The organism is Novosphingobium sp. GW835-FHT14H07, from assembly GCF_058793515.1.
This window is the reverse complement of sequence record NZ_JBXAFX010000014.1, coordinates 1-22,882: the sequence shown is the minus strand read 5'-3', so window position 1 is coordinate 22,882 and position 22,882 is coordinate 1. Positions and strand designations below refer to the sequence as shown.

Annotated in this window: 32 protein-coding genes; 1 reads left to right on the top strand and 31 read right to left on the bottom strand. The window is 62.6% G+C overall.

Annotated elements, in window-relative coordinates; translation table 11 throughout:
* Positions 1 to 2: 2 nt before the first annotated feature.
* Positions 3 to 629, bottom strand: coding sequence for a glutathione S-transferase family protein (locus AC1Q5P_RS13705; protein WP_492519218.1), 627 nt, complete (start codon positions 627 to 629; stop codon positions 3 to 5).
* Between the two features lie 156 nt (positions 630 to 785).
* Complete coding sequence (gene recA, locus AC1Q5P_RS13700; protein ID WP_039334323.1) at positions 786 to 1,856, bottom strand: recombinase RecA; 1,071 nt, start codon at positions 1,854 to 1,856, stop codon at positions 786 to 788.
* Positions 1,857 to 2,219: 363 nt separating this feature from the next.
* Between recA and AC1Q5P_RS13695 the strand changes: the two genes are divergently transcribed.
* A complete protein-coding gene (locus tag AC1Q5P_RS13695) occupies positions 2,220 to 3,014 on the top strand; it encodes a helix-turn-helix domain-containing protein (RefSeq protein WP_062343942.1) in 795 nt (264 codons plus the stop codon).
* Between the two features lie 67 nt (positions 3,015 to 3,081).
* On the opposite strand, the gene gdhA is transcribed toward AC1Q5P_RS13695, so the two are convergent.
* From gdhA to rpsL, 29 genes are all read right to left on the bottom strand, one after another.
* Positions 3,082 to 4,437: an NADP-specific glutamate dehydrogenase gene (gene gdhA, locus AC1Q5P_RS13690; protein WP_492519217.1), complete on the bottom strand. Its 1,356-nt coding sequence runs from the start codon at positions 4,435 to 4,437 to the stop codon at positions 3,082 to 3,084.
* 163 nt (positions 4,438 to 4,600) lie between these two features.
* Positions 4,601 to 5,446 carry an SRPBCC family protein gene (locus tag AC1Q5P_RS13685; protein WP_492519216.1) on the bottom strand — a complete coding sequence of 282 codons (846 nt, stop codon included), beginning with the start codon at positions 5,444 to 5,446 and terminating at the stop codon, positions 4,601 to 4,603.
* 9 nt (positions 5,447 to 5,455) lie between these two features.
* Entirely contained in the window at positions 5,456 to 6,106 is a 651-nt protein-coding gene (locus tag AC1Q5P_RS13680) for an adenylate kinase (RefSeq protein WP_039334332.1), read from the bottom strand.
* Between the two features lie 30 nt (positions 6,107 to 6,136).
* Positions 6,137 to 7,504: a preprotein translocase subunit SecY gene (gene secY, locus AC1Q5P_RS13675; RefSeq protein WP_492476752.1), complete on the bottom strand. Its 1,368-nt coding sequence runs from the start codon at positions 7,502 to 7,504 to the stop codon at positions 6,137 to 6,139.
* Between the two features lie 151 nt (positions 7,505 to 7,655).
* Positions 7,656 to 8,171 (bottom strand): 50S ribosomal protein L15, encoded by a 516-nt coding sequence (gene rplO / locus AC1Q5P_RS13670; protein ID WP_492519215.1) that lies wholly within the window; start codon positions 8,169 to 8,171, stop codon positions 7,656 to 7,658.
* A 168-nt stretch (positions 8,172 to 8,339) separates the two neighbouring features.
* A complete protein-coding gene (gene rpmD, locus AC1Q5P_RS13665; protein ID WP_039334338.1) occupies positions 8,340 to 8,516 on the bottom strand; it encodes a 50S ribosomal protein L30 in 177 nt (58 codons plus the stop codon).
* Between the two features lie 6 nt (positions 8,517 to 8,522).
* Positions 8,523 to 9,233 (bottom strand): 30S ribosomal protein S5, encoded by a 711-nt coding sequence (gene rpsE, locus AC1Q5P_RS13660; protein WP_039334340.1) that lies wholly within the window; start codon positions 9,231 to 9,233, stop codon positions 8,523 to 8,525.
* A gap of 2 nt (positions 9,234 to 9,235) precedes the next feature.
* Complete coding sequence (gene rplR, locus AC1Q5P_RS13655; RefSeq protein WP_039334342.1) at positions 9,236 to 9,586, bottom strand: 50S ribosomal protein L18; 351 nt, start codon at positions 9,584 to 9,586, stop codon at positions 9,236 to 9,238.
* Entirely contained in the window at positions 9,586 to 10,119 is a 534-nt protein-coding gene (gene rplF, locus AC1Q5P_RS13650; RefSeq protein WP_039334344.1) for a 50S ribosomal protein L6, read from the bottom strand. The genes rplR and rplF overlap by 1 nt, the downstream gene beginning before the upstream one ends.
* On the bottom strand, positions 10,119 to 10,514 hold the full coding sequence (gene rpsH, locus AC1Q5P_RS13645; protein ID WP_039334346.1) for a 30S ribosomal protein S8: 396 nt from the start codon (positions 10,512 to 10,514) through the stop codon (positions 10,119 to 10,121). Before rpsH ends, rplF begins: the two co-directional genes overlap by 1 nt.
* 10 nt (positions 10,515 to 10,524) lie before the next feature.
* The gene (gene rpsN, locus AC1Q5P_RS13640) at positions 10,525 to 10,830 is read right to left on the bottom strand and encodes a 30S ribosomal protein S14 (protein WP_039334348.1); all 306 of its coding nucleotides are present in this window, start codon (positions 10,828 to 10,830) and stop codon (positions 10,525 to 10,527) included.
* 29 nt (positions 10,831 to 10,859) lie between these two features.
* Positions 10,860 to 11,441 carry a 50S ribosomal protein L5 gene (rplE, locus tag AC1Q5P_RS13635; RefSeq protein ID WP_039334350.1) on the bottom strand — a complete coding sequence of 194 codons (582 nt, stop codon included), beginning with the start codon at positions 11,439 to 11,441 and terminating at the stop codon, positions 10,860 to 10,862.
* Positions 11,434 to 11,751, bottom strand: a complete 318-nt coding sequence (rplX, locus tag AC1Q5P_RS13630) for a 50S ribosomal protein L24 (RefSeq protein WP_039334352.1) — start codon at positions 11,749 to 11,751, stop codon at positions 11,434 to 11,436. The genes rplE and rplX overlap by 8 nt, the downstream gene beginning before the upstream one ends.
* Positions 11,751 to 12,119, bottom strand: a complete 369-nt coding sequence (gene rplN / locus AC1Q5P_RS13625; RefSeq protein ID WP_039334354.1) for a 50S ribosomal protein L14 — start codon at positions 12,117 to 12,119, stop codon at positions 11,751 to 11,753. Before rplN ends, rplX begins: the two co-directional genes overlap by 1 nt.
* Before the next feature lie 117 nt (positions 12,120 to 12,236).
* Entirely contained in the window at positions 12,237 to 12,506 is a 270-nt protein-coding gene (rpsQ, locus tag AC1Q5P_RS13620) for a 30S ribosomal protein S17 (RefSeq protein ID WP_039334356.1), read from the bottom strand.
* 10 nt (positions 12,507 to 12,516) lie between these two features.
* A complete protein-coding gene (rpmC, locus tag AC1Q5P_RS13615; RefSeq protein ID WP_039334358.1) occupies positions 12,517 to 12,723 on the bottom strand; it encodes a 50S ribosomal protein L29 in 207 nt (68 codons plus the stop codon).
* An 11-nt stretch (positions 12,724 to 12,734) separates the two neighbouring features.
* Positions 12,735 to 13,169 carry a 50S ribosomal protein L16 gene (gene rplP, locus AC1Q5P_RS13610; RefSeq protein WP_039334360.1) on the bottom strand — a complete coding sequence of 145 codons (435 nt, stop codon included), beginning with the start codon at positions 13,167 to 13,169 and terminating at the stop codon, positions 12,735 to 12,737.
* Between the two features lie 22 nt (positions 13,170 to 13,191).
* Complete coding sequence (gene rpsC, locus AC1Q5P_RS13605) at positions 13,192 to 13,887, bottom strand: 30S ribosomal protein S3 (RefSeq protein ID WP_039334362.1); 696 nt, start codon at positions 13,885 to 13,887, stop codon at positions 13,192 to 13,194.
* A gap of 2 nt (positions 13,888 to 13,889) precedes the next feature.
* The gene (gene rplV / locus AC1Q5P_RS13600) at positions 13,890 to 14,267 is read right to left on the bottom strand and encodes a 50S ribosomal protein L22 (protein ID WP_039334363.1); all 378 of its coding nucleotides are present in this window, start codon (positions 14,265 to 14,267) and stop codon (positions 13,890 to 13,892) included.
* A complete protein-coding gene (gene rpsS / locus AC1Q5P_RS13595) occupies positions 14,267 to 14,545 on the bottom strand; it encodes a 30S ribosomal protein S19 (RefSeq protein ID WP_039334365.1) in 279 nt (92 codons plus the stop codon). The genes rplV and rpsS overlap by 1 nt, the downstream gene beginning before the upstream one ends.
* A 6-nt stretch (positions 14,546 to 14,551) precedes the next feature.
* Complete coding sequence (gene rplB, locus AC1Q5P_RS13590) at positions 14,552 to 15,388, bottom strand: 50S ribosomal protein L2 (RefSeq protein ID WP_039334367.1); 837 nt, start codon at positions 15,386 to 15,388, stop codon at positions 14,552 to 14,554.
* Between the two features lie 9 nt (positions 15,389 to 15,397).
* Positions 15,398 to 15,700 (bottom strand): 50S ribosomal protein L23, encoded by a 303-nt coding sequence (locus tag AC1Q5P_RS13585; RefSeq protein WP_039334368.1) that lies wholly within the window; start codon positions 15,698 to 15,700, stop codon positions 15,398 to 15,400.
* Positions 15,693 to 16,316 carry a 50S ribosomal protein L4 gene (rplD, locus tag AC1Q5P_RS13580; RefSeq protein WP_039334370.1) on the bottom strand — a complete coding sequence of 208 codons (624 nt, stop codon included), beginning with the start codon at positions 16,314 to 16,316 and terminating at the stop codon, positions 15,693 to 15,695. The genes AC1Q5P_RS13585 and rplD overlap by 8 nt, the downstream gene beginning before the upstream one ends.
* A gap of 3 nt (positions 16,317 to 16,319) precedes the next feature.
* Positions 16,320 to 17,075, bottom strand: coding sequence for a 50S ribosomal protein L3 (rplC, locus tag AC1Q5P_RS13575; protein WP_039334372.1), 756 nt, complete (start codon positions 17,073 to 17,075; stop codon positions 16,320 to 16,322).
* 325 nt (positions 17,076 to 17,400) lie between these two features.
* Complete coding sequence (gene rpsJ / locus AC1Q5P_RS13570; RefSeq protein ID WP_039334374.1) at positions 17,401 to 17,712, bottom strand: 30S ribosomal protein S10; 312 nt, start codon at positions 17,710 to 17,712, stop codon at positions 17,401 to 17,403.
* 168 nt (positions 17,713 to 17,880) lie between these two features.
* Positions 17,881 to 19,071, bottom strand: coding sequence for an elongation factor Tu (tuf, locus tag AC1Q5P_RS13565; RefSeq protein WP_039334376.1), 1,191 nt, complete (start codon positions 19,069 to 19,071; stop codon positions 17,881 to 17,883).
* Between the two features lie 92 nt (positions 19,072 to 19,163).
* Entirely contained in the window at positions 19,164 to 21,236 is a 2,073-nt protein-coding gene (fusA, locus tag AC1Q5P_RS13560) for an elongation factor G (RefSeq protein ID WP_039334378.1), read from the bottom strand.
* Positions 21,237 to 21,316: 80 nt separating this feature from the next.
* A complete protein-coding gene (rpsG, locus tag AC1Q5P_RS13555; protein WP_039334380.1) occupies positions 21,317 to 21,787 on the bottom strand; it encodes a 30S ribosomal protein S7 in 471 nt (156 codons plus the stop codon).
* Between the two features lie 141 nt (positions 21,788 to 21,928).
* Positions 21,929 to 22,300: a 30S ribosomal protein S12 gene (gene rpsL, locus AC1Q5P_RS13550; RefSeq protein ID WP_011444902.1), complete on the bottom strand. Its 372-nt coding sequence runs from the start codon at positions 22,298 to 22,300 to the stop codon at positions 21,929 to 21,931.
* Positions 22,301 to 22,882: the final 582 nt, after the last annotated feature.

Sequence of the window (22,882 nt, the reverse complement as noted above, 5' to 3'; positions counted from 1 at the left end):
CCTTACATGCCGAAATAGTCGCCGCCCTTTTCGCGCGCGCGCTGCCACGCGGGCCGCGCGTGGATGGCCGCGACGAATGCCGCAAGCTTGGGGAAATGCGCACCCGCTCCTTGCATCACCGCGATCTCTGCCGGGAAGCTCATCATCACATCCGCCCCGGTCCAATCGTCGCCGATGAAGTGGCCGGACGGGCGCAGGATCTGCTCCATGTAGCCAAAATGGGCTGCCAGCTGTTCGTCGATGCGCGGCTTCAGCGGCGCGGCAGCCTCTCCAAGGCGCGAGGTATAAAGCTGCAGGAGGACGGGGGTCATGGCAGAGCCTTCGGCAAAATGCATCAGTTCAAGGTGCCGCAGGGCGTCGTCCGAACCTTCCGCCGGGAGCCATGTGCCCTTGCCATAGCGTTCGCACAGGACCTGCACGATCGCGCCCGATTCCTCGATGACCCGGCCATCGATCTCCAGCAGGGGCGATTTGCCCAGCGGGTGCACGGCCTTCAGTTCGGGCGGGGCAAGGTTGGTCACCGCATCGCGCTGATAGTGCCTAATCTCGTAATCGACGCCAAGCTCCTCCAGCAACCAGAGGACCCGTTGCGAACGGCTGTTGTTGAGATGGTGAACGATGATGCCCATGGCGATTCTCCGTGCGGTTTAAGTGGAAGGTTAACCCGCAACCGCCGGCGCGCAAACAAAAAGCCCGCGCGATCCTGCCGGGGAACGCGCGGGCTCTTTGTCTGGCTGGCGGGCCCGGCTTGCACCGGGGATGGAGGCTGCCCGCCGCCTTGAAGATCAGACGTCGTCGTCCGCGTCCGGACCGACCATCAGACCTTCGGCAACCTTGTCGGTGCGGCCGCGGATCGCGGCTTCCAACCGGTCGCAAAGTTCGGAATTCTCGCGCAGGAAGTTCTTGGCGTTCTCGCGCCCCTGCCCGATGCGGATCGAGTCATAGCTGAACCAGGCACCCGACTTCTCGACCAGCCCGGCCTTGACGCCGAGGTCGAGGATTTCGCCGATCTTCGAGATGCCTTCGCCATACATGATGTCGAATTCAACCTGCTTGAACGGCGGAGCCACCTTGTTCTTGACCACCTTCACGCGCGTGGCGTTGCCGACGATCTCGTCACGATCCTTGATCTGGCCGGTGCGGCGGATGTCGAGGCGGACCGAGGCGTAGAACTTGAGCGCGTTGCCGCCCGTCGTCGTCTCGGGGTTGCCGTACATCACGCCGATCTTCATGCGCAGCTGGTTGATGAAGATCACCATGCAGCGCGAACGGCTGATCGAACCGGTCAGCTTGCGCAACGACTGGCTCATCAGGCGGGCCTGCAGGCCGACGTGGCTGTCGCCCATCTCGCCTTCGATTTCCGCACGCGGCACGAGCGCGGCCACGGAGTCCACCACCAGCACGTCGATCGCGTTGGAGCGCACCAGCGTGTCGGTGATTTCCAGCGCCTGTTCGCCAGTATCCGGCTGCGACACGATCAGGTTGTCGATATCGACACCCAGCTTCTTGGCATAGACCGGGTCGAGCGCATGCTCGGCATCGATGAATGCCGCCGTGCCACCGGTCTTCTGGGCCTGGGCGATGACGTGCAGCGCGAGCGTGGTCTTGCCCGAGCTTTCCGGCCCATAGACTTCGATCACGCGTCCGCGCGGCAGACCGCCGACACCGAGTGCGATATCAAGCCCCAGCGACCCGGTGGAGATCGCCTCCACCTGCATCGCTTCCTTCGAGCCCAGCTTCATTGCCGAACCCTTGCCGAACGCACGGTCAATCTGTGCAAGGGCTGCGTCGAGCGCCTTCTGACGATCCATGTCCTTGATCTTACCTTCCTCGATGAGCTTGAGCTGAGCCGCCATGGCTTCGTTTCCCTTGCTAGAGTTGGCTGACACGAGCCGTCAACAAGGGTTATGTACTCGTTGTGTTCCCGTGGAACAAGAGGGGAACGATATATTCGCGCCGATTTGGCAACGCCTTGGCGCAAATCCTTAGCTTATCTCGCTTTTCTCGCAGTATGCGCGGCCGGCAGGATGGTGCGCAAACGGCGTTATCCACGACGCGGATGGGTTTCCCGCCAAATTGGACGCGCTTCCGTGAAGCGTTGCTTGTGATCGAATCGCGGCGCCCTGCCTTTCACAGATCGCAGAGCCGGCCGGCGTCATTGCAAGAATGCAGAATATCTATAAAGTTAATCCGGACCGTATATCGAAAGTTACTGCCAAATGTCTCAATCCCGTAAGCCGCAGTCTGCGGCCGGTGGCGGCGGCGGGGGCAGACCAGGTAGCCCGCCCCCGGGCGCGAAGCCGAAAGGCCCGCGCCAGGAAGTCGTCAGTGCACGTACGCTATACTTCGGGAATGGCGATCCAGCGCCCGAAACCGCGCTCGCTCGTGCGATCTCGGGCCGGGTTCAGCTCCACCGCATTACCGACGATTACATCGGCCATATCGATGACAGTCGGGAATACTATAACACGCTTTTCGTCATTGGCAGCGACCCTGTCCGGATCCGCAAGCTCATGCGCATCTATCGCCCCTTGCTGAAAATGAAGGCCAAGATAGTCATCATGCGCGAAGTACGGCCAAGCGTGAAAGCGCAGTTGCTCAATGCCGGTTTCGACGATGTCTTCGATCGTGAAATGCCGGTCGCCGAGGCTGCAGCGCGGGTGCGAGCCGTGCTGGGCCGCATCGCCCAGAGCCAGCAGTCGAAGGTCGTCGAGGAAGTCAGGGACCTGCATCTTCAGCACTTCACCCGAGAGCCACTGCTCGGCCGCGAGGCGCGTGTCCTGTCCATGCTCGTGGCCGCGCGCGGGTCACCTGTGCGGAGCAGCCAGCTTGCCATCAGTGGCCGTTCGACGCATCGACCGATCAGCACGAAGTCGCTGCAAGTCCTGATTTCCGGCCTGCGCTCCAAGCTGCGTCCAAATCTGCGGATCGTCAGTCAGGGCCCTGCAGGTTACTCTCTGCAGGAGATCTCTCCGGTCCGGTCATTGCTCGACAGCGCCTCCAAGATAACTTGAGCAACCGACCGTCTGACCCGAGGGTGCCCCGTTCGGCACCCCCGGTTCTCCAGCCTCGCCTTGCGGATCAGACGACGCCGAAGGCCAGCATCGCATCCGCCACCTTCTTGAAGCCGGCGATATTCGCTCCCTTGACGTAGTCGATATAGCCGCCGCCCTGATCGCCATAGGCGAGGCACGACTTGTGGATGCCCGACATGATGTCCTTGAGCATCTGCTGGAGTTCTTCCTCCTTCCACGAGCGGCGTTCGGAGTTCTGGCTCATTTCGAGGCCGGAGACGGCCACGCCGCCAGCGTTGGAGGCCTTGCCTGGCGCGTAAAGGATCTTGGCTGCCTTGAAGACATGCACACCGTCAAGATCGGTCGGCATGTTGGCACCCTCGGCCACCGCCTTGCAGCCGTTGGCGATCAACATGCGCGCATCATCGCCGAGCAGTTCGTTCTGGGTCGCGCAGGGCAGCGCGACGTCGCAAGGCACGCCCCATGGCGTCTGGCCGGCCACGAATGTCGCCTTCGGGAACGCCGTGACATATTCCTCGATCCGGCCGCGACGGTGGGTCTTGTGCGTCTTCACCCAGTCGATCTTTTCCTGATCGATACCGTCGGGGTCGTGGATGTAGCCCCCCGAATCCGACAGTGTCAGGACCTTGCCGCCCAGTTGCACGATCTTCTCGGCGGCATGGGTTGCCACGTTGCCGGAGCCGGAGATCACCGCTGTCTTGCCCGTGAGGTCTTCTCCCTTCGTCGCCAGCATGTTGGCCAGGAAGTAGACCGCGCCATAACCGGTCGCCTCGGTGCGGATCAGGGAACCGCCCCATTCGAGGCCCTTGCCGGTCAGCACGCCTGTGAAGTTGTTGGTGATGCGCTTGTACTGGCCGAACATGAAGCCGATCTCGCGCCCGCCTACGCCGATGTCGCCTGCGGGAACGTCAATGTCGGCACCAATGTGGCGGTAGAGTTCGGTCATGAAGCTCTGGCAGAAGCGCATGATCTCCCGCACGCTCTTGCCCTTGGGATTGAAGTTCGATCCACCCTTGCCACCCCCCATCGGCAGGCCGGTCAGCGCGTTCTTGAAGGTCTGCTCGAATGCAAGGAACTTCAGCACGGATTCGGTGACGGAAGGATGGAAGCGGATGCCGCCCTTGTAGGGACCGATCGCATTGTTGTTCTGCACGCGCCAACCGCGTTGCACGCGAATGTTGCCGTTGTCGTCCTCCCAGCAAACGCGGAACGAGACCACGCGATCCGGCTCGGCAATGCGACGCAGGATCTGCTGCGAGTGATACTCCTCCTTGTCCTGCATGAACTCGAAGATGTCTTCAGCAACCTCCTGAACCGCCTGGACGAATTCCGGCTGATACGGATTGCGCTTCTTCACGCCCTCCATGAAGGTCGGCAGGTCAACATGATCGGATACGGCCACGGTACTCTCCCCCAAGTCGGAGCCTCTGTCGGCTCACGATATGCATGCCGGTAGCGGCGGGTGCGGCCCGTTATTCGCCCAACTCGGAGAGGTTCCGAGTCGCGCTGTTGTTGGCATTCAGATTAACGCCTTTTGCGCCGTGGGAAAGCGGCGATGCTTGCCCTCACCGCCCAGGCGGCAAGCGATCGTCCTTCTTCTTGAAAAGCTGGTCGAGCGCCGACTTCACCGACTCACCGGCCGCTGCGTCATCCCTTGTCGGATCGGGGGTGTAGGTCGGTGCATCTTCTTCTGGTGGTGGTGCCACGTCTGTGGCACTGTCGTTCGCACCCGGCCTGGTTCCGGCAACCGAGGCTTCCGGGGCCAGCGGCTCCGTCGAAAGCAGCTTGGTGTCAACCGGACTCGCTGGTCCGATAAGTTTGGTCAAACCGCTGATCTGCTCGCCCAGGACCTTGTCGACGGCCCCCGAAATGGTGTCGGTCTTGTAGCGCATGAAGCCGCCGACAACATATTCCCAGAGAACGCGGGTCGACTTTCCACCGCTGCCCTCCACTGGCTTGAATGTTACCGTCATGGTCCCGTTCACCGCCTCGGACTGCAGCGGGCCAAGCCCGCCCACCAGCCTGAGGGCACGGTAAGGTTCGGCGTAAATCACGCGCATGTGCATGACAGAACCCGGCTTCTGCGTAGCCGGAGCGCCCTTCGGAACGGGCAGCTTCTCGCAGAAGCAGCCGTTTGCACTCGCATCCAGGGAAAGATTGGCCGCCTCGCCGGAAAACGTGTGCTGCGGGTTCCACCACAGCGACGGCGTCGTAAAGGCCTTCCATGCCTCTGCCGGGCTGGCGGCGACTTCCCCGGTGACGCGAATAACGAAACCGGAATCGGTCCGTGCCGTGACTTCAGCCCGGGCAGGCACCGATGCAACAACGGCGAGGCCACCAAGCCCCGCCGTCAGGATATACCACAGCTTGCCCATCACGCGCCTCCGCCCGCTCCGGGACGGGCGGGTCACGCTCGAGTGTTAGCGCTTGCCGAGGATAGCCTCAATGGCTGCCGTCACGTCGTCCATGTCCGCCATGCCGTCAACGCGGGCGACGATACCCTGCGCTTCATAGATCGGCAGGATCGGCGCGGTCTTGGCCCGATACTCGGCCATGCGCGTGCGCACGGTTTCCTCGTTGTCGTCAGGGCGGCGCTTGAATTCATGCCCTCCGCACTTGTCGCAGGTGCCTGAGACTGCAGGCTTCTCAAAGGTGTCGTGATAGCCCTTGCCGCAGGTTGCGCAGGTGTAACGGCCGGTGATGCGCTCGACCAGTGCATCCTCGTTGACGTCGAGTTCGATCACGTGGTCCAGCTTCTTGCCGCGCGAAGCAAGCAGTTCACCCAGCGATTCGGCCTGGGGCGCCGTGCGAGGGTAACCGTCGAAGATCGCGCCCTGCCCCTCGGGCATGGCATCGAGCTCGTCACCGATCAGCGCTGATACGATCTCGTCAGAGACCAGCTCGCCCGCTTCCATCACAGCCTTGGCCTTGAGACCGACCGGCGTCTGCGCCTTCACGGCCGCGCGCAGCATATCGCCCGTGGAGAGCTGCTTCATGCCGTGGCGTTCGACCAGACGCTGGGCCTGGGTGCCCTTGCCCGCGCCCGGAGGCCCCAAAAGGATGATGTTCAAGGTACCGTCCCCCTCATGCGGCTGCTGCTGTCAGCGCAGCCTGCCCTTCAGTTTCGCCTTCTTGATCAGATCGCCATACTGGTGGGCCAGCAGGTGCGACTGGATCTGCGTGATGGTGTCGACCGTGACGTTGACCACGATCAGCAGGCTGGTGCCGCCGAAGAACAGCGTTCCCATGCCCGTCTCCGCCATGATGAATTCCGGCACGACGCAGACCACGGTGATATATGCCGCACCCAGCACGGTGATGCGAGTTAGCACATAGTCCAAGTAGTTCTGGGTGTTCTTGCCAGGACGGATACCAGGAATGAACCCGCCGTTCTTCTTGAGGTTCTCGGCTGTCTCCTCGGGATTGAAGACCACGGCCGTGTAGAAAAACGCGAAGAAGATGATCCCCAGCGCATAGAGCAGCATGTAGAGCGGCTTGCCGTGGCCGAGGTACTGGTTCAGCGTCACGATCGCCTGGCCCATCGTGGTGTCGGGCGAGATCGAGTTGCCGGCAAACTGCGTGATCGTCAGAGGCAGCAGCAGCAGCGAGCTGGCAAAGATCGGCGGAATGACGCCAGCAGTGTTGAGCTTCAGCGGCAGGTGGCTGCGGTCGGCGTTCATCATGCCGCGCTGCGTGGCGCGTTTGGGGTACTGGATCAGCAGGCGCCGGGTCGCGCGCTCGAAGAAGCAGATGCCGAGTACCAGCGCGATCAGCATGATCACGATGCCGACGATAAGGAACGGCGAGATCGAGCCGGTACGCCCGCCTTCGAACAGATTGCCGAAGAACTTGGGCAACTGCGCGACGATACCGGCCATGATGATCAGAGAAACACCGTTGCCGATTCCGCGCGAGGTGATCTGCTCGCCAAGCCACAGCAGGAACATCGTCCCACCGATCAGCGAGATGACGGCACCGACCCGGAACAGCATGCCCGGGTTCACGACAGCCTGCAGCCCGCTCGACGCGCCGTATGCTTCAAGCCCGGAGGCGAGCACCCAGCCCTGGATGGCGGTCAGCAGCACCGCGCCATAGCGGGTGTACTGGTTGAGCTTCTTGCGCCCGCTTTCGCCTTCCTTCTTCATCGCGGCGAGCGCCGGATGGAGCGAGGCGGCAAGCTGCACCACGATCGACGCGGTGATGTAGGGCATCACGCCGAGCGCGATCAGGCTCATGCGCTCGAGCGAACCGCCCGAAAAAGCGTTGAAGATGTCGAGAACGCCGCCGCGCGTCTGGTCGTAAAGCGTCTCCAGGATCAGCGGATTCACGCCGGGCAGCGGCACGAAGCTGAGGAACCGGAAGACGATGAGCGCGCCCACCGTGAACCAGATGCGCTTCTTGAGCTCGGTTGCCTTGGAGAAGTTGGCCAGACTGAGGTTGCTGGCGATGTTGTCGGCGCGTGATGCCATTTCGGGGTTCTAAGCCTTGCTGCGAAACCGGGCCTGCTGGCCGCGTGCGTTTCGGACGTCTTGAGCTAGCCCATATAGTGCGGGGTGACGAAAGTCGAACCCCTGCAAGCCGAAATCCCCGCCCGACTAGCGAGCGGGGATCGGAACTGGCTTACTTGGCCCTGTTGGCCGCAGCGCGAGCGGCCTTCTTCTCGGCTTCGCTCGGGCCGGTTTCGATGACCGAGACCGAACCGCCAGCCTTCTCGACAGCAGCCACGGCGCCCTTCGAGGCACCAGCGACCGAGAACGCGACCTTGGTGGTCAGTTCGCCCTTGCCGAGGAGACGGACGCCATCCTTGCCACCGCGAGCAAGGCCAGCAGCCTTGAGAGCGGCGTGGTCAACGGTGCCCGAGACGTCGAGCTTGCCGGCATCGATCATCTTCTGGATCATGCCGAGGTTCACTTCGGCGTAGTCCTTGGCGAAGATGTTGTTGAAGCCGCGCTTCGGGATGCGCATGTGAAGCGGCATCTGACCGCCTTCGAAGCCGTTGATGCTGACGCCCGAACGTGCCTTCGCACCCTTCTGGCCGCGACCGGCAGTCTTGCCCTTGCCCGAGCCGATACCACGGCCGACGCGCATGCGGCCCTTGCGGGCGCCGTAGTTGTCGTTGAGTTCGTTCAGTTTCATGTTCTGCACTCGCTTTCGCTTTGAGACGCGCTTTGGAAAGGGCGCCGCCTAGCCGATCAGGCCGGGCTTGTCACCCCCTCACGGGACTGAAGGCACCGCGCCGCCGAGCCCCAAAGGAAAACCCCGGCACGGGGCCGGGGCGTCCTTTTTCCCAACGGGGAGCAATGGTCAGTCGACCACGGCCACCATGTGGGGAAGCTTGGCAATGGCGCCACGCACTTCGGCCGTGTCTTCCAACTCGACCACGCGGTGCATCTTGCCCAGGCCCAGGCCGATCAGAATCTTCTTCTGGCTTTCCGGGCGACGGATCGGCGAACCGATCTGCTTGATCTTGATCGTTGCCATGACCGATTACTCCGTGATGGCTTCGGCAGCGGCTTCGGCTTCGACCTGCGAAGCGCCACCACGGCCGAGGAGATCGGCGACCTTCTTGCCACGACGCTGCGCAACCGACTTCGGCGAAGTCTGATCGGTCAGCGCGTCGAAGGTTGCGCGGATCATGTTGTAGGGGTTCGAGGTGCCGACCGACTTGGTCACCACGTCAGCAACGCCAAGGCTTTCGAACACGGCGCGCATCGGGCCACCGGCGATGATGCCGGTACCGGCCGGAGCCGAACGCACGTTGACCTTGCCAGCGCCGAAACGGCCCTTGCCGTCGTGGTGCAGGGTGCGGCCTTCCTTGAGCGGCACGCGGACCATTGCACGCTTTGCAGCGGCAGTAGCCTTGGTGATCGCCTCAGGCACTTCGCGAGCCTTGCCCTTGCCGAAGCCGACGCGGCCCTTGCCATCGCCGACCACGACCAGTGCTGCAAAGCCGAAGCGCTTGCCGCCCTTCACGGTCTTGGAAACGCGGTTGATGTGGACGAGCTTTTCGATCAGCTCCTCGCCACCTTCCTCGTCGTTGTTGCCACGACCGCGACGGTCGTCGCGACGGCCACGGCCACCACGCTCGCCACCACGGTCATTGCCGCCACGGCCGCGGCCACGACCGCGACCTTCGCGCTGCTCACCGCCGGTCGATTCGACCGCGGCTGCGCCTTCCAGGTTGGTTTCGTCAGCCATTGTCAGAACTCCAGCCCGCCTTCACGGGCGGCATCGGCCAGCGCCTTGACGCGGCCATGGAACAGGAACCCGCCGCGATCGAACACGACAGTGGTGATACCGGCGGCCTTGGCCTTCTCGGCGATCTCGGTGCCAACCTTGGCGGCGGCATCGACATTCGCGCCGATCGACTTCTGGCCCTTCACCAGCGTCGAAGCGGCAGCAAGGGTCTTGCCTTCCGCATCGTCGATGATCTGGGCGTAGATGTGACGGCCGGAGCGATGCACCGACAGGCGAGGACGGCCACCCGAGCGCGCCTTGAGCGCAGTGCGGACGCGACGGCGGCGGCGTTCGAAGAGAGACAGCTTTGCCATTACTTCTTCTTCCCTTCCTTGCGGAAGATAAACTCGCCGCGGTACTTGATGCCCTTGCCCTTGTAAGGCTCGGGCTTGCGCCAGCGACGGATCTCGGCGGCAACCTGGCCGACCTTCTGCTTGTCGATGCCCGAGATTTCCACCGTGGTGTTGTCAGGGGTCTTGATCTCGATGCCTTCCGGCACCGCGAAGTCGACGTCGTGGCTGTAGCCAAGCTGCAGCTTCAGGTTCTTGCCCTGGGCGTTGGCGCGGTAGCCGACACCGGTGATCTCGAGGACCTTGGTGTAGCCCTGCGTCACGCCAGTGACGAGGTTGTCGACGAGGGTGCGCTGCATGCCCCAGAACGCGCGAGCGCCCTTGGTGTCGTTCGCAGGCTTCACGAGGATCGTGTCGCCATCGACGGTGTAGCTGATCTCGTCGCGCAGCGTGAGCGTCAGGGTGCCCTTGGGGCCCTTCACGGTCAGCACGCCGTCCGCGATGTTCGCGGTGACGCCACTCGGGATCGCCACCGGCTTCTTGCCGATGCGGCTCATCAGAACACCTCCGCCAGCACTTCGCCACCGACGTTGGCAGCGCGTGCTTCGGCATCCGAAAGCACGCCCTTCGGCGTCGAGACGATGGTGATGCCAAGACCGTTGCGGATCACCGGAAGTTCCTTGGAACCCGAGTAGACGCGGCGGCCAGGCTTGGAGACACGGGCAACATGCTTGATCGCAGGCTGGCCTTCGAAATACTTGAGCTCGATGCGCAGCTGCGGATGGGCGCCAGTGGCGTCCTCCGAGAAACCGCGGATGTAGCCTTCACGCTGAAGGACTTCGAGCACGTGCGCACGCAGCTTCGAAGCGGGCGAAAGGACCGAGTCCTTCTTCGCCTGCTGGCCGTTGCGGATGCGGGTGAGCATATCACCCAGGGGGTCGGTCATAGCCATCGGATGATCCTTACCAGCTCGACTTCGTCAGGCCGGGGATAAGGCCCTTGTTGCCCTTGTCCCGCAGCTCGATGCGGCAAAGGCCGAACTTGCGATAGTAGCCACGCGGGCGGCCGGTGGTTGCACAGCGGTTGCGCACCCGGGTCGGGTTCGCGTTGCGCGGCAGCTCGGCCATCTTCAGGCGGGCGATCAGGCGCTCGGTTTCGTCGAGCGATTCATCGTCGGCCTGGGCCTTGAGCGCAGCGTACTTGGCCGCGTACTTCTGAACGAGCTTCTTGCGCTTCTCGTTCTTGTTGATGGAACTCAGTTTCGCCATGGACTTAAGCTCTCTTCTTCAATTCTGGATCACGCGGCCTGCTGCTCTTCAGCAGCTTCCTGCGGGAACGGGAAACCGAACAGGCGAAGCAGCTCGCGGGCTTCCTCGTCCGTCTTCGCGGTCGTGGTGACGATGATGTCCATGCCACGCACCTTCTCGATCTGGTCGTAGCTGATCTCGGGGAAGATGATCTGCTCTTTCAAACCCATCGCGTAGTTGCCGCGACCATCGAACGACTTCGGGTTCAGACCACGGAAGTCGCGGATGCGGGGCATTGCGATGGTGATGAGGCGGTCGAGGAATTCGTACATACGTTCGCGGCGCAGGGTGACCTTGCAACCGATCGGCATGCCTTCACGCAGCTTGAACTGCGCGATCGACTTCTTCGCCTTGGTGATGACAGGCTTCTGACCGGCGATCAGCTCCATTTCGGCAGCTGCGGTCGTGACCTTCTTCTTGTCCTGGCTCGCTTCGCCCACACCCATGTTGAGCGTGATCTTTTCGATGCGCGGGATCTCGAGCGCGTTCTTGTAGCCGAACTTGGCCTGCATCGCAGCTGCGATTTCGGCATCGTACTTGCCCTTCAGACGCGGAGTGTACTTGTCAGCCATCGATGGCCTCCCCGGACTTGACGGCCACACGGACCTTCTTGCCGTCCTTGGTCTCGAAGCGGACGCGGGTGGGCTTGCCATCCTTGTCGGCGACCGAAACCTTGGAGATGTGCAGCGGAGCCTCGAAGCGGTCGATGCCGCCCTGGGGGTTCTGCTGGCTCGGCTTGCGGTGACGGGCAGCGATGTTCACGCCCTGCACGACGACCTTCTCATCCTTCGGAAGGACCTGGAGAACGGTGCCGGTGCGGCCCTTGTCCTTGCCCGAACGGACGACGACGGTGTCGCCCTTCCTGATCTTCGCGGCAGCCATTACAGCACCTCCGGAGCGAGCGAGATGATCTTCATGAAGCCCTTGCCGCGGAGTTCGCGAACCACGGGGCCGAAGATACGCGTGCCGATCGGCTCTTCGTTCTTGCCGACCAGAACGGCGGCATTGCTGTCGAAGCGGATGACCGAACCGTCGGTGCGACGGACGTCCTTCTTCGTGCGAACGATGACGGCGCGGTGCACGTCGCCCTTCTTAACGCGGGCGCGCGGCTGCGCTTCCTTGACCGACACCACGATGATGTCGCCGACGCTTGCGAACCGACGCTTCGAGCCACCCAGCACCTTGATGCACTGGACGCGCTTTGCGCCGCTGTTGTCCGCCACGTCGAGATTGGATTGCATCTGGATCATTGATCCGGTTCCTTCTCACTGGCTTGCCGGAACCAGTCCGGCAGTTCCAAAACAGTAGCCGGGGCCGCTACACGACTTGAGCCGCGAAGCAACCCCAAACTTTGGCTGACGACCTTATCAGACGTCCGCTTCGATGGCGGTGCCCTTGCCGGCCTGGACGCGGTCGATGACCTTCCACGTCTTCAGCTTCGAGATCGGCGCGGTCTCTTCGATGCGCACGGTCTCGCCGGTCTTGAAGGCATTCGCCTCGTCGTGGGCGTGATACTTCTTCGAGCGACGGATGATCTTCCCGTAGAGCGGGTGCTTCACCTTGCGCTCGACCTTCACGACCACGGTCTTGTCGGTCTTGTCGGACACCACGGTGCCGATCAGAATACGCTTGGGCATATTGGCTTCCTTACGCCTGGGCCGACTGAGAACGCTCAGTCTGCAGCGTCTTGATGCGCGCGATGTCGCGACGGACTTCCTTGATGCGCGCGGGGCGCTCAAGCTGGTTCGTCGCGCCCTGGAAACGCAGGTTGAACTGCTCGCGCTTGAGCTCGGCGAGTTCAGCGTTCAGCTGGTCGTCGCTCTTGGCGCGAAGGTCTTCGATCTTGGCCATCATTCGACTCCCAATCACTCGCCACCAAGGTGCGAAGTGTCACCCAGGCGGGCAACGACCTTCGTCTTGATCGGCAGCTTCATCGCGGCGCGGCTGAATGCCTCGGCCGCGAGCGGGCCGGGGACGCCGTCCAGTTCGAACAGGATGCGACCCGGCTTCACGCGGGCTGCCCAGTATTCGATCGAGCCCTTGCCCTTGCCCTGGCGGACTTCGGCGGGCTTCTTCGAGACCGGCACGTCCGGGAACACGCGGATCCACAGACGGCCCTGACGGCGGATGTGGCGCGTGATCGCACGACGGGCCGCTTCGATCTGGCGAGCGGTAACGCGCTCCGGCTCAAGGGCCTTGAGGCCGTAGGAGCCGAAGTTCAGGTCCGTACCACCCTTGGCAACGCCGTGGATGCGGCCCTTGAAGGCCTTACGGAACTTGGTCTTCTTCGGTTGCAACATGGTGCTTCTCTACCCTCTAGGCTCAGCGTGCCGGACGGACGCCGGAAGTCTGGGCTTCCATCATCAGTCGGTCCTGCGCCATCGGATCATGACCGAGGATCTCACCCTTGAAGATCCAGGTCTTGATGCCGATCACGCCATAGGCGGTGTGGGCTTCGGCTTCCGCGTAGTCGATGTTCGCGCGCAGCGTGTGCAGCGGAACGCGACCTTCGCGGTACCATTCGACGCGGGCGATTTCCGCACCGCCGAGACGACCGCCGCAGGTGATCTTGATGCCTTCGGCACCAAGACGCAGGGCGGACTGCACGGCGCGCTTCATCGCACGACGGAAGGCAACGCGGCGGACCAGCTGGTCGGCAACGCCTTGGGCGACGAGCTTGCTGTCGATTTCCGGCTTGCGGATCTCGACGATGTTCAGCTTCACGTCGCTGCCGGTCATCGTGGCAAGCTTCGAGCGAAGCTTCTCGATGTCGGCGCCCTTCTTGCCGATGATGACGCCCGGACGGGCGGCATAGATCGATACGCGGCACAGCTTGGCAGGACGCTCGATCACCACCTTCGAAATCGCTGCCTGCGGCAGGTTCGTGACGATGAACTTGCGGATCTCAAGGTCTTCCTTGAGCATCTGCGCATAGTTGCGACCTTCCGCGTACCAGCGGCTGTCCCAGGTGCGGTTGATCTGCAGGCGCAGACCGATGGGGTTCGATTTATGACCCATGATCAGGCCTCCTCAACTTCGCGGACCACGATCCGCAGCCGCGAGAACGGCTTGAGGATGCGGGTCGACTTGCCGCGACCACGGGTGTGGAAGCGCTTCATCGTGATCGACTTGCCGACCGAGGCTTCCGCCACGACCAGAGCGTCGACGTCGAGGTTGTGGTTGTTTTCCGCATTGGCGATCGCCGAAGCGAGAACCTTGCGGGCGTCAACAGCCATGGCCTTCTTCGAGAACGCGAGGATGTTCATCGCGTCTTCGGCCTTGTGACCGCGGATCAGCGCAGCAACGAGGTTCAGCTTCTGGGCCGAACCACGGATCTGCGTGCCGACCGACAGCGCTTCCTTGTCGCCAACGCGACGGGGTGCCTTAGGCTTGCTCATCAGCGCTTGCCCTTCTTGTCAGCGGCGTGACCCGGGAAAGTGCGCGTGGGTGCGAACTCGCCGAGCTTGTGGCCGACCATCTCTTCCGAGACGGAAACCGGGATGAACTTGTGCCCGTTGTAGACGTTGAACGTCAGGCCAACGAACTGCGGAATGATGGTCGAACGACGCGACCAGGTCTTGATGGCGCCAGCGCGCGATCCTGCATCGTGAGCGGCTTCCGCCTTCTTCAGCAGATGCAGGTCGACGAAGGGGCCCTTCCAGACGGAACGTGCCATGTGGTCTTACCTCTTCTTCTTCGCGTGGCGCGAACGGATGATCATCTTGTCCGTCGACTTGTTGTGACGGGTGCGGGCGCCCTTGGTCGGCTTGCCCCACGGAGTCACAGGATGACGGCCACCCGAAGTACGGCCTTCACCACCACCGTGCGGGTGGTCGACCGGGTTCTTGGCAACGCCGCGGGTCAGCGGACGCTTGCCCAGCCAGCGATTGCGACCGGCCTTGGCAAGGTTCGTGTTGGCGTTGTCGGGGTTCGACACGGCACCGACGGTGCCCATGCAGTCACCACGCAGGTAGCGCTGCTCGCCCGAGTTCAGGCGAACGATGACCATGCCGCGGTCACGACCGACGAGCTGGACATAGGTGCCTGCCGAACGTGCGATCTGCGCGCCCTTGCCCGGCTTCATCTCCACGTTGTGGATGATGGTGCCGACCGGCATCTGCGACAGCAGCATGGCATTGCCAGGCTTCACGTCGGTCTTCTCTCCGGCGACAACGGTATCGCCAACGGCGAGACGCTGCGGAGCGATGATGTAGGTCTGCTCGCCGTCCTCATACTTGATGAGAGCGATGAACGCCGTGCGGTTCGGGTCATATTCCAGACGCTCGACGGTAGCCGGCATGTCCCACTTGCGACGCTTGAAGTCAATGTAGCGGTACTTCTGCTTGTGACCACCGGCGATGCCACGCGAGGTGACATGGCCCTTGTTGTTGCGGCCGCCGGTCTTCGACTTGCCTTCTGTCAGCGCCTTGACCGGCTTGCCCTTCCACAGCGACGACTTGTCGACGAGGATCAGGCCGCGCCGGGCGGGGCTGGTCGGATTGTAGCTCTTGAGTGCCATGGTCTAGCCTCAGATCCCGCTGGTGACGTCGATCGACTGGCCAGCAGCCAGGGTCACGACAGCCTTCTTGACGTCGGAGCGCTTGTAGGGCTTGCCCTTCCAGCGCTTGGTCTTGCCCTTCTGGGTCAGGGTGTTCACCTTGGTGACCTTGACGTTGAACAGGGCTTCGACCGCTGCCTTGATCTCCGGCTTGGTCGCCTTTTCGGCAACCTTGAAGACCACGGCGTTGTTTTCGCTGAGCAGCGTCGCCTTTTCCGTGATGTGGGGTGCCACGATCACGTCATAGTGACGCGTGTCGATTGCGTTAGCCATTGAAACGCGCCTCCAGCTTTTCGACAGCAGAGCGCGTCAGCACCAGCGTGTCATGCTTCAGGATGTCGTAGACGTTGGCGCCGATGGCAGGCAGCACGTTCACGCCGACGATGTTGCGGGCGGCCTTGGCGAAGTTGTCGTTCACGGCGTCACCGTCGATCACGAGAACCTTCTTGCCCCAGTTGGCCTTCGACAGCTGGCCGACGAGAGCCTTGGTCTTGGCGTCGATGTCGAGCGAGTCGACCACGACGAGACCAGCCTTGGCCTTCGACGAGAGAGCCATCTTGAGACCGAGCGCACGGACCTTCTTGTTCAGCGAGATGTTGAACTCGCGGACACGCGGACCGTGAGCCTTGCCACCGCCGATGAATATCGGCGCCTTGCGGTCACCGTGACGAGCCGTACCGCCGCCCTTCTGGCGACCGAACTTCTTGCCGGTGCGGGCAACGTCCGAACGCTCGCGCGCCTTGCGGGCAATGCCGCGACGGTTTTCGAGCTGCCAGGTGACGACGCGGTGCAGGATGTCGGCGCGCGGTTCGAGACCGAACACGTCGTCCGACAGTTCCACTTCGCCCTTGCCGGCGGTGCCGTCGAGATTGAGGACCTGAACCTTCACGACTTAGCCCTCCTGACCTTCGGTGGCTTCGACAGCCGCAACTTCTGCGGGAGTGTCGGCAGCTGCCGAGTCATTGCTGTTTGCGGCCTGCTTGAGGCCTGCGGGATAGGGCGCTTCAGCGTGGCGCGAGACCTTCACGGCGTCGCGCACGAGGAGCCAGGCGTTCTTCGAACCGGGCACCGAGCCCTTCACGAAGATCAGGCCACGCTCGTCGTCGGTGCGGACGACTTCGAGGTTCTGCTGGGTGCGCTGACGGTCGCCCATGTGACCGGCCATCTTCTTGTTCTTGAAGACGCGGCCCGGGTCTTGGCGATTACCGGTCGAACCGTGTGCACGGTGCGAGATCGAGACACCGTGGGTGGCGCGCATACCGCCGAAGCCCCAGCGCTTCATCGCGCCCTGGAAGCCCTTGCCCTGGGTGTTGCCGGTGATGTCGACATACTGGCCAGGGACGAAGTGCGAAGCGGCGATGGTCGAGCCGACATCGAGCAGCGCATCTTCAGCGACGCGGAACTCGGCGACTTCCATCTTCAGCGGAACCTCTGCCTTGGCAAAGTGTTCGCGCTGCGGCTTGGCAACGTTCTTCTGCTTGGCTTCGCCTGCACCGAGCTGAACCGCGACGTAACCGTCACGGTCTTCAGTGCGAACCGAAACCACCTGGCAATTTTCAAGCGACAGGACAGTGACCGGCACGTGCCGACCATCTTCCTGGAAAAGGCGGGTCATCCCCACCTTCTTCGCGATCACGCCGGTGCGCATGATCCATACTCCATAACAGAGGCATGCCGGGCCCATCCCGACATGCGTGTTCAGCCCGTATGTGAAGCGCGCCCCCGACCGGGCTGAATGCCCCCGCCTGAACGGGAGCAATCGGGGGACGCTTGCCCGGCATGGTCCAAAAGGACGGTGCCGGAGGTATCCCATTGTCAACGAGGCTTTTGTTACCCCGGAAACTCTGGCCTTTCACCGGACCTCAGTCCTGGCGAAAGTCTGGGCCGGAACGTGTCCGGCCAGAAACCTTGGGTCGATGCGGACGACCCGGCCGGAGCGGACACTGCCGTGGCAGCTCGCTCGATCAGCGGCCTCAGGCCAGCTTGATCTCGACGTTGACGCCGGCCGCGAGGTCCAGCTTCATCAGCGCGTCGACAGTGGCCGCATTGGGCTGCACGATGTCGAGCAGGCGCTTGTAGGTGCGAACTTCGAACTGCTCACGCGACTTCTTGTCGATGTGAGGACCGCGGTTCACGGTGAACTTCTCGATGCGCGTCGGGAGCGGAATGGGGCCCCGGATCAGCGCGCCGGTGCGGCGGGCGGTATCTGCAATTTCTCCAGTGGCCTGGTCGAGCACACGATGATCAAAGGCCTTGAGGCGAATGCGGATATTCTGGGCGTCCATGTCCGTTTACCGATGCGAAAGAGCAAAACAAAAAAGCCAGTCGACCTGCCCTCTACCCCACCCCTTTTACGAAGCTCGGGGAGAGCGGGCCGACTGTCCAATAGCGATCAGTCAGTAAGAAACCGACCGGCGGGAAGAGCGAATCTCCCCGCCGGTGCGCGGCCTATATTACTTCGTGATCTTGCTGACAACCCCCGAACCGACGGTGCGGCCGCCTTCGCGAATTGCGAAGCGGAGACCTTCGTCCATTGCGATCGGAGCGATCAGCTTGACCGACAGCGTGACGTTGTCGCCAGGCATGACCATCTCGGTGCCCTCGGGGAGGATCACTTCGCCGGTCACGTCGGTGGTGCGGAAGTAGAACTGCGGGCGGTAGTTGGCGAAGAACGGCGTGTGACGGCCACCTTCGTCCTTCGACAGCACGTAGACCTCGGCCGAGAACTCGGTGTGCGGCTTGACCGAACCGGGCTTGCAGAGGACCTGGCCGCGCTCAACGTCTTCACGCTTCACGCCGCGAACCAGTGCACCGATGTTGTCGCCAGCTTCACCCTGGTCGAGCAGCTTGCGGAACATTTCGACGCCGGTGACGGTGGTCTTGGTGGTGTCCTTGAGGCCGACGATCTCGACTTCCTCACCAACCTTGACGATGCCGGTTTCGACGCGGCCGGTCACAACCGTACCACGACCCGAGATCGAGAACACGTCTTCGACCGGCATCAGGAACGGCTTGTCGGTCGGACGCGGCGGCTGCGGGATGTAGCTGTCGACAGCTTCCATCAGCGCGTTGATCGAATCGCGACCGATGTTGTCGTCGCGGCCTTCGAGAGCGGCCAGAGCCGAACCCTTGACGATCGGAATATCGTCGCCCGGGAAGTCGTACGACGACAGCAGTTCGCGAACTTCGAGTTCGACGAGCTCGAGGATTTCCTCGTCGTCGACCTGGTCGACCTTGTTCATGTACACGACCAGAGCCGGCACGCCGACCTGACGGGCGAGCAGGATGTGCTCGCGGGTCTGCGGCATCGGGCCGTCAGCAGCGTTCACGACCAGGATCGCGCCGTCCATCTGGGCGGCACCGGTGATCATGTTCTTGACGTAGTCGGCGTGACCCGGGCAGTCGACGTGCGCGTAGTGACGGTTGGCGGTCTCGTACTCGACGTGTGCGGTCGAGATGGTGATGCCGCGCTCGCGCTCTTCCGGAGCCTTGTCGATGTTCGCGTAGTCGGTGAACGTTGCGCCACCGGTCTCAGCGAGAACCTTGGTGATGGCAGCGGTCAGCGTGGTCTTGCCGTGGTCGACGTGACCGATGGTGCCGATATTGCAGTGCGGCTTGGTCCGCTCAAACTTAGCCTTGGCCATTGTTCAAACCTTCTTTTCGTATGTGTGCAGATACTGCGGGAAATGGACGGCACCCGCTGAATCGAGCGCCGCCCCTAATGCTATCCGTGCTCTTATGCAAGCTTCGCCTTGAGCTCGGTCGCGACGTTCGCCGGGACCTCGTCGTAGTGGTCGAAGAACATCGAGTAGTTTGCACGGCCCTGGGTGAACGAGCGCAGCTGGTTCACGTAGCCGAACATGTTCGCCAGCGGGACCATGGCGGTAACAGCCTGGGCGTTGCCGCGACTGTCGGTGCCCTGGATCTGGCCACGACGCGAGTTGATGTCGCCGATCACGTCACCGAGGTATTCCTCAGGCGTGATCACCTCGACCTTCATGATCGGCTCGAGCAGCTTGATGCCGGCCTTCTGGGCGGCTTCGCGCATGGCACCGCGGGCGCAGATTTCGAAGGCCAGGGCCGACGAGTCGACGTCGTGGTACGCGCCGTCATAAAGCAGGACTTCGAAGTCGATGATCGGGAAGCCGATCAGCGAGCCCGTCAGCGCGGTTTCGCGGAAGCCCTTTTCGATCGCGGGGATATATTCCTTGGGAATGTTACCGCCCTTGATCTCGTCCTTGAAGACGAAGCCCGAACCACGCTCGCCCGGCGTCACCTTGACCTTGACGCGACCGAACTGGCCGGTGCCGCCCGACTGCTTCTTGTGGGTGTGGTCAAGATCGACCGGCTTGGCGAGGTATTCGCGATAGGCCACCTGCGGCGCACCGACGTTCGCCTCGACCTTGAACTCGCGCTTCATGCGGTCGACAAGGATTTCGAGGTGAAGTTCGCCCATCCCCTTGATGATCGTCTGGCCCGATTCGTGATCGGTCGAAACGCGGAACGAGGGGTCCTCAGCCGAGAGACGGTTGAGCGCGATGCCCATCTTCTCCTGGTCGGCCTTGGTCTTGGGTTCCACCGAGAGCTCGATGACCGGCTCGGGGAATTCCATGCGCTCGAGGATGATCGGGTGCTTTTCCGAGCAGAGCGTATCGCCCGTGGTCGTCTCCTTCAGGCCCGCGATGGCAACGATGTCGCCGGCGTAGGCCGCATCGATGTCTTCACGGTTGTTGGAGTGCATCAGCAGCATGCGGCCGACCTTCTCCTTCTTGTCCTTCACCGAGTTCAGGTAGCTGCCCTTGGTCAGCGTGCCCGAATAGATGCGGGTGAAGGTCAGGGAGCCGACGAACGGGTCGTTCATGATCTTGAACGCCAGCGCCGAGAACGGCGCGTCGTCCGCGGTCGGACGGCTGTCGGGCTCTTCGGTGTCGGGGTTGATGCCCTGCACGTCCTCGATGTCGAGCGGCGAAGGCAGGTAGTCCACCACCGCGTCGAGCAGGCACTGGACGCCCTTGTTCTTGAACGCCGAGCCGCACAGCACCGGCACGAAGGCCTGGCCGAGCGTACCCTTGCGGATCAGCTTCTTGAGCGTAGCCACGTCGGGCTCGTTGCCCTCGAGGTACGCTTCCATCGCCTCGTCGTCCTGCTCGACGGCGAGTTCGACAAGCTGCGAACGATACAGCGCGGCTTCATCGGCCATGTCGGCCGGGATTTCCTCGTAGAAGAACTCGGCACCGAGCGATTCATCCTTCCAGATGATCGCGCGCTGTTCGACAAGATCGACGAGGCCCTTGAAATCGCTTTCCGCGCCGATGGGCAGGTACAACACCGCCGGCGTAGCACCAAGGCGGTCGATGATCGTCTGGACGCAGTACTTGAAGTTCGCGCCGGTGCGGTCGAGCTTGTTGATGAAGCACATGCGGGGGACGTTGTACTTGTCGGCCTGGCGCCAGACGGTTTCCGACTGGGGCTCCACGCCGGCGACGCCGTCGAAGGCGGCCACGGCACCGTCGAGCACGCGCAGCGAGCGTTCGACTTCGATGGTGAAGTCGACGTGGCCGGGGGTGTCGATGATGTTCAGGCGGTGGTCCTGCCAGAAGCAGGTGGTGGCGGCCGACGTGATCGTGATGCCGCGCTCCTGCTCCTGCTCCATCCAGTCCATGGTAGCGGCGCCGTCATGGACTTCGCCGATCTTGTAGGACTTGCCGGTGTAGTAGAGGATGCGCTCGGTCGTCGTCGTCTTGCCGGCGTCGATGTGCGCCATGATGCCGAAATTGCGATAGCGCTCGAGCGGATGGCTGCGTGCCATGGTGCTATTCCTTGGGTCTATGGGGGAGCCTGAGAGGCTCCGCCCATATGGTTACGGATGTGACCGTTTAAAGACGGACCTTACCAGCGGTAGTGGCTGAACGCGCGGTTGGCGTCGGCCATGCGGTGGGTGTCTTCACGCTTCTTGACGGCGTTGCCACGGTTGTTGGCAGCATCGAGCAGCTCGGCCGAGAGGCGCGCGGCCATCGTGGTTTCGCTGCGGTTGCGCGCCGCGGTGATCAGCCAGCGGATGGCGAGCGCCTGGGCACGCTCGGGGCGAACCTCGACCGGGACCTGGTAGGTCGCACCACCGACGCGGCGCGAGCGCACTTCGATCTGCGGACGGACGTTGTTCAGCGCATCGTGGAAGAGCTGGACCGGGTCCGCCTTCGCACGGGTCTGCATGGTTTCGAGCGCACCATAAACGATGCTTTCGGCAACCGACTTCTTACCATCGAGCATGAGGTTGTTCATGAACTTCGACAGAACCTGATCACCGAACTTCGGATCGGGCAGGATGACCCGCTTTTCCGGACGACGACGACGTGACATACTCTATACTCCTTCGGAGTGCGGTGGCCCCATCCGGGTCCACCTTGCGGCTCCGGCCCGCTCCCCCTCCCGGCCACCCAGAGCTTACCCGCGTAGGGTAGCCGGGAGGGGGAGCGGGCCGCAGCCGGGCCTCGCTAAACCTTACTTCGGACGCTTGGCGCCGTACTTCGAGCGGGACTGCTTGCGGTCCTTGACACCCTGCGTATCGAGCACGCCGCGCAGGACGTGGTAGCGAACGCCGGGAAGGTCGCGAACGCGGCCGCCGCGGATGAGCACGACCGAGTGCTCCTGCAGGTTGTGGCCTTCACCCGGGATGTACGAGATGACTTCGCGGCTGTTGGTCAGGCGGATCTTGGCGACCTTGCGCAGAGCCGAGTTCGGCTTCTTCGGGGTGGTCGTGTAGACGCGGGTGCAGACGCCGCGCTTCTGCGGGTTCTGCTCCATCGCAGGGACCTTGGACTTGGCCTTCTGCGGTTCGCGGCCCTTGCGGACCAGCTGATTGATAGTGGGCATGAAGTACTCTTCACCTGTGATTGTGGCGCTTCGGCCGAAGGTGAAGGAATGCGGGACCCGCAAATGCGCAAACCGGGGAAGCCGAGCCGAGAGGCCCCTTCCCCAACGCAATCACGAACCGAAACGCTCCACCCGCAACTTTCGTCACCGGGTTACTTTGACGGATTACCTGGGAGCCCCAGACGCACCGGCAATGTTCAGCTCAAGCCACCTGCGCAGCGAGGCCGCACCTGTGGAAGGACGCGCCCTTAGGCGGGTTTGGGGGTGGGGTCAAGTTGGTAACGCAGTAACAGATTTGCCCACCAGCAAGCAGCCTAGGAACGTCCGATGTGCTCTGCCCAAGCGCATACCATGATGGGCCGAGTGCAAAAATTCCCAACGAAGCGCATGCAGATAACGGCCCGCACATCAAACCTACCTTGCACAGCTAAATTAAAAAGGTCAGAATAGATCAACAGTGGAGCAGTTCAGGACTTGAAGATTGAGCGATCTAAATATCTTTCTCAGAGCCCGAACCGAAAGTTGTTGAGCAATACCAGCATGTTGTGATTCACGCCTCTTTGCGAAGAGAAGGAGTGAATG

Excerpts from the sequence above, each read along its gene's own strand:
- AC1Q5P_RS13705 (WP_492519218.1), bottom strand. The coding sequence starts at position 629 with ATGGGCATCATCGTTCACCATCTCAACAACAGCCGTTCGCAACGGGTC.
- recA (WP_039334323.1), bottom strand. The coding sequence starts at position 1,856 with ATGGCGGCTCAGCTCAAGCTCATCGAGGAAGGTAAGATCAAGGACATG.
- AC1Q5P_RS13695 (WP_062343942.1), top strand. The coding sequence starts at position 2,220 with ATGTCTCAATCCCGTAAGCCGCAGTCTGCGGCCGGTGGCGGCGGCGGG.
- secY (WP_492476752.1), bottom strand. The coding sequence starts at position 7,504 with ATGGCATCACGCGCCGACAACATCGCCAGCAACCTCAGTCTGGCCAAC.
- rplO (WP_492519215.1), bottom strand. The coding sequence starts at position 8,171 with ATGAAACTGAACGAACTCAACGACAACTACGGCGCCCGCAAGGGCCGC.
- rpmD (WP_039334338.1), bottom strand. The coding sequence starts at position 8,516 with ATGGCAACGATCAAGATCAAGCAGATCGGTTCGCCGATCCGTCGCCCG.
- rpsE (WP_039334340.1), bottom strand. The coding sequence starts at position 9,233 with ATGGCTGACGAAACCAACCTGGAAGGCGCAGCCGCGGTCGAATCGACC.
- rplR (WP_039334342.1), bottom strand. The coding sequence starts at position 9,586 with ATGGCAAAGCTGTCTCTCTTCGAACGCCGCCGCCGTCGCGTCCGCACT.
- rplF (WP_039334344.1), bottom strand. The coding sequence starts at position 10,119 with ATGAGCCGCATCGGCAAGAAGCCGGTGGCGATCCCGAGTGGCGTCACC.
- rpsH (WP_039334346.1), bottom strand. The coding sequence starts at position 10,514 with ATGGCTATGACCGACCCCCTGGGTGATATGCTCACCCGCATCCGCAAC.
- rpsN (WP_039334348.1), bottom strand. The coding sequence starts at position 10,830 with ATGGCGAAACTGAGTTCCATCAACAAGAACGAGAAGCGCAAGAAGCTC.
- rplE (WP_039334350.1), bottom strand. The coding sequence starts at position 11,441 with ATGGCTGACAAGTACACTCCGCGTCTGAAGGGCAAGTACGATGCCGAA.
- rplX (WP_039334352.1), bottom strand. The coding sequence starts at position 11,751 with ATGGCTGCCGCGAAGATCAGGAAGGGCGACACCGTCGTCGTCCGTTCG.
- rplN (WP_039334354.1), bottom strand. The coding sequence starts at position 12,119 with ATGATCCAGATGCAATCCAATCTCGACGTGGCGGACAACAGCGGCGCA.
- rpsQ (WP_039334356.1), bottom strand. The coding sequence starts at position 12,506 with ATGCCCAAGCGTATTCTGATCGGCACCGTGGTGTCCGACAAGACCGAC.
- rpmC (WP_039334358.1), bottom strand. The coding sequence starts at position 12,723 with ATGATGGCCAAGATCGAAGACCTTCGCGCCAAGAGCGACGACCAGCTG.
- rplP (WP_039334360.1), bottom strand. The coding sequence starts at position 13,169 with ATGTTGCAACCGAAGAAGACCAAGTTCCGTAAGGCCTTCAAGGGCCGC.
- rpsC (WP_039334362.1), bottom strand. The coding sequence starts at position 13,887 with ATGGGTCATAAATCGAACCCCATCGGTCTGCGCCTGCAGATCAACCGC.
- rplV (WP_039334363.1), bottom strand. The coding sequence starts at position 14,267 with ATGAGCAAGCCTAAGGCACCCCGTCGCGTTGGCGACAAGGAAGCGCTG.
- rpsS (WP_039334365.1), bottom strand. The coding sequence starts at position 14,545 with ATGGCACGTTCCGTCTGGAAGGGCCCCTTCGTCGACCTGCATCTGCTG.
- rplB (WP_039334367.1), bottom strand. The coding sequence starts at position 15,388 with ATGGCACTCAAGAGCTACAATCCGACCAGCCCCGCCCGGCGCGGCCTG.
- AC1Q5P_RS13585 (WP_039334368.1), bottom strand. The coding sequence starts at position 15,700 with ATGGCTAACGCAATCGACACGCGTCACTATGACGTGATCGTGGCACCC.
- rplC (WP_039334372.1), bottom strand. The coding sequence starts at position 17,075 with ATGCGCACCGGCGTGATCGCGAAGAAGGTGGGGATGACCCGCCTTTTC.
- rpsJ (WP_039334374.1), bottom strand. The coding sequence starts at position 17,712 with ATGGACGCCCAGAATATCCGCATTCGCCTCAAGGCCTTTGATCATCGT.
- tuf (WP_039334376.1), bottom strand. The coding sequence starts at position 19,071 with ATGGCCAAGGCTAAGTTTGAGCGGACCAAGCCGCACTGCAATATCGGC.
- fusA (WP_039334378.1), bottom strand. The coding sequence starts at position 21,236 with ATGGCACGCAGCCATCCGCTCGAGCGCTATCGCAATTTCGGCATCATG.
- rpsG (WP_039334380.1), bottom strand. The coding sequence starts at position 21,787 with ATGTCACGTCGTCGTCGTCCGGAAAAGCGGGTCATCCTGCCCGATCCG.
- rpsL (WP_011444902.1), bottom strand. The coding sequence starts at position 22,300 with ATGCCCACTATCAATCAGCTGGTCCGCAAGGGCCGCGAACCGCAGAAG.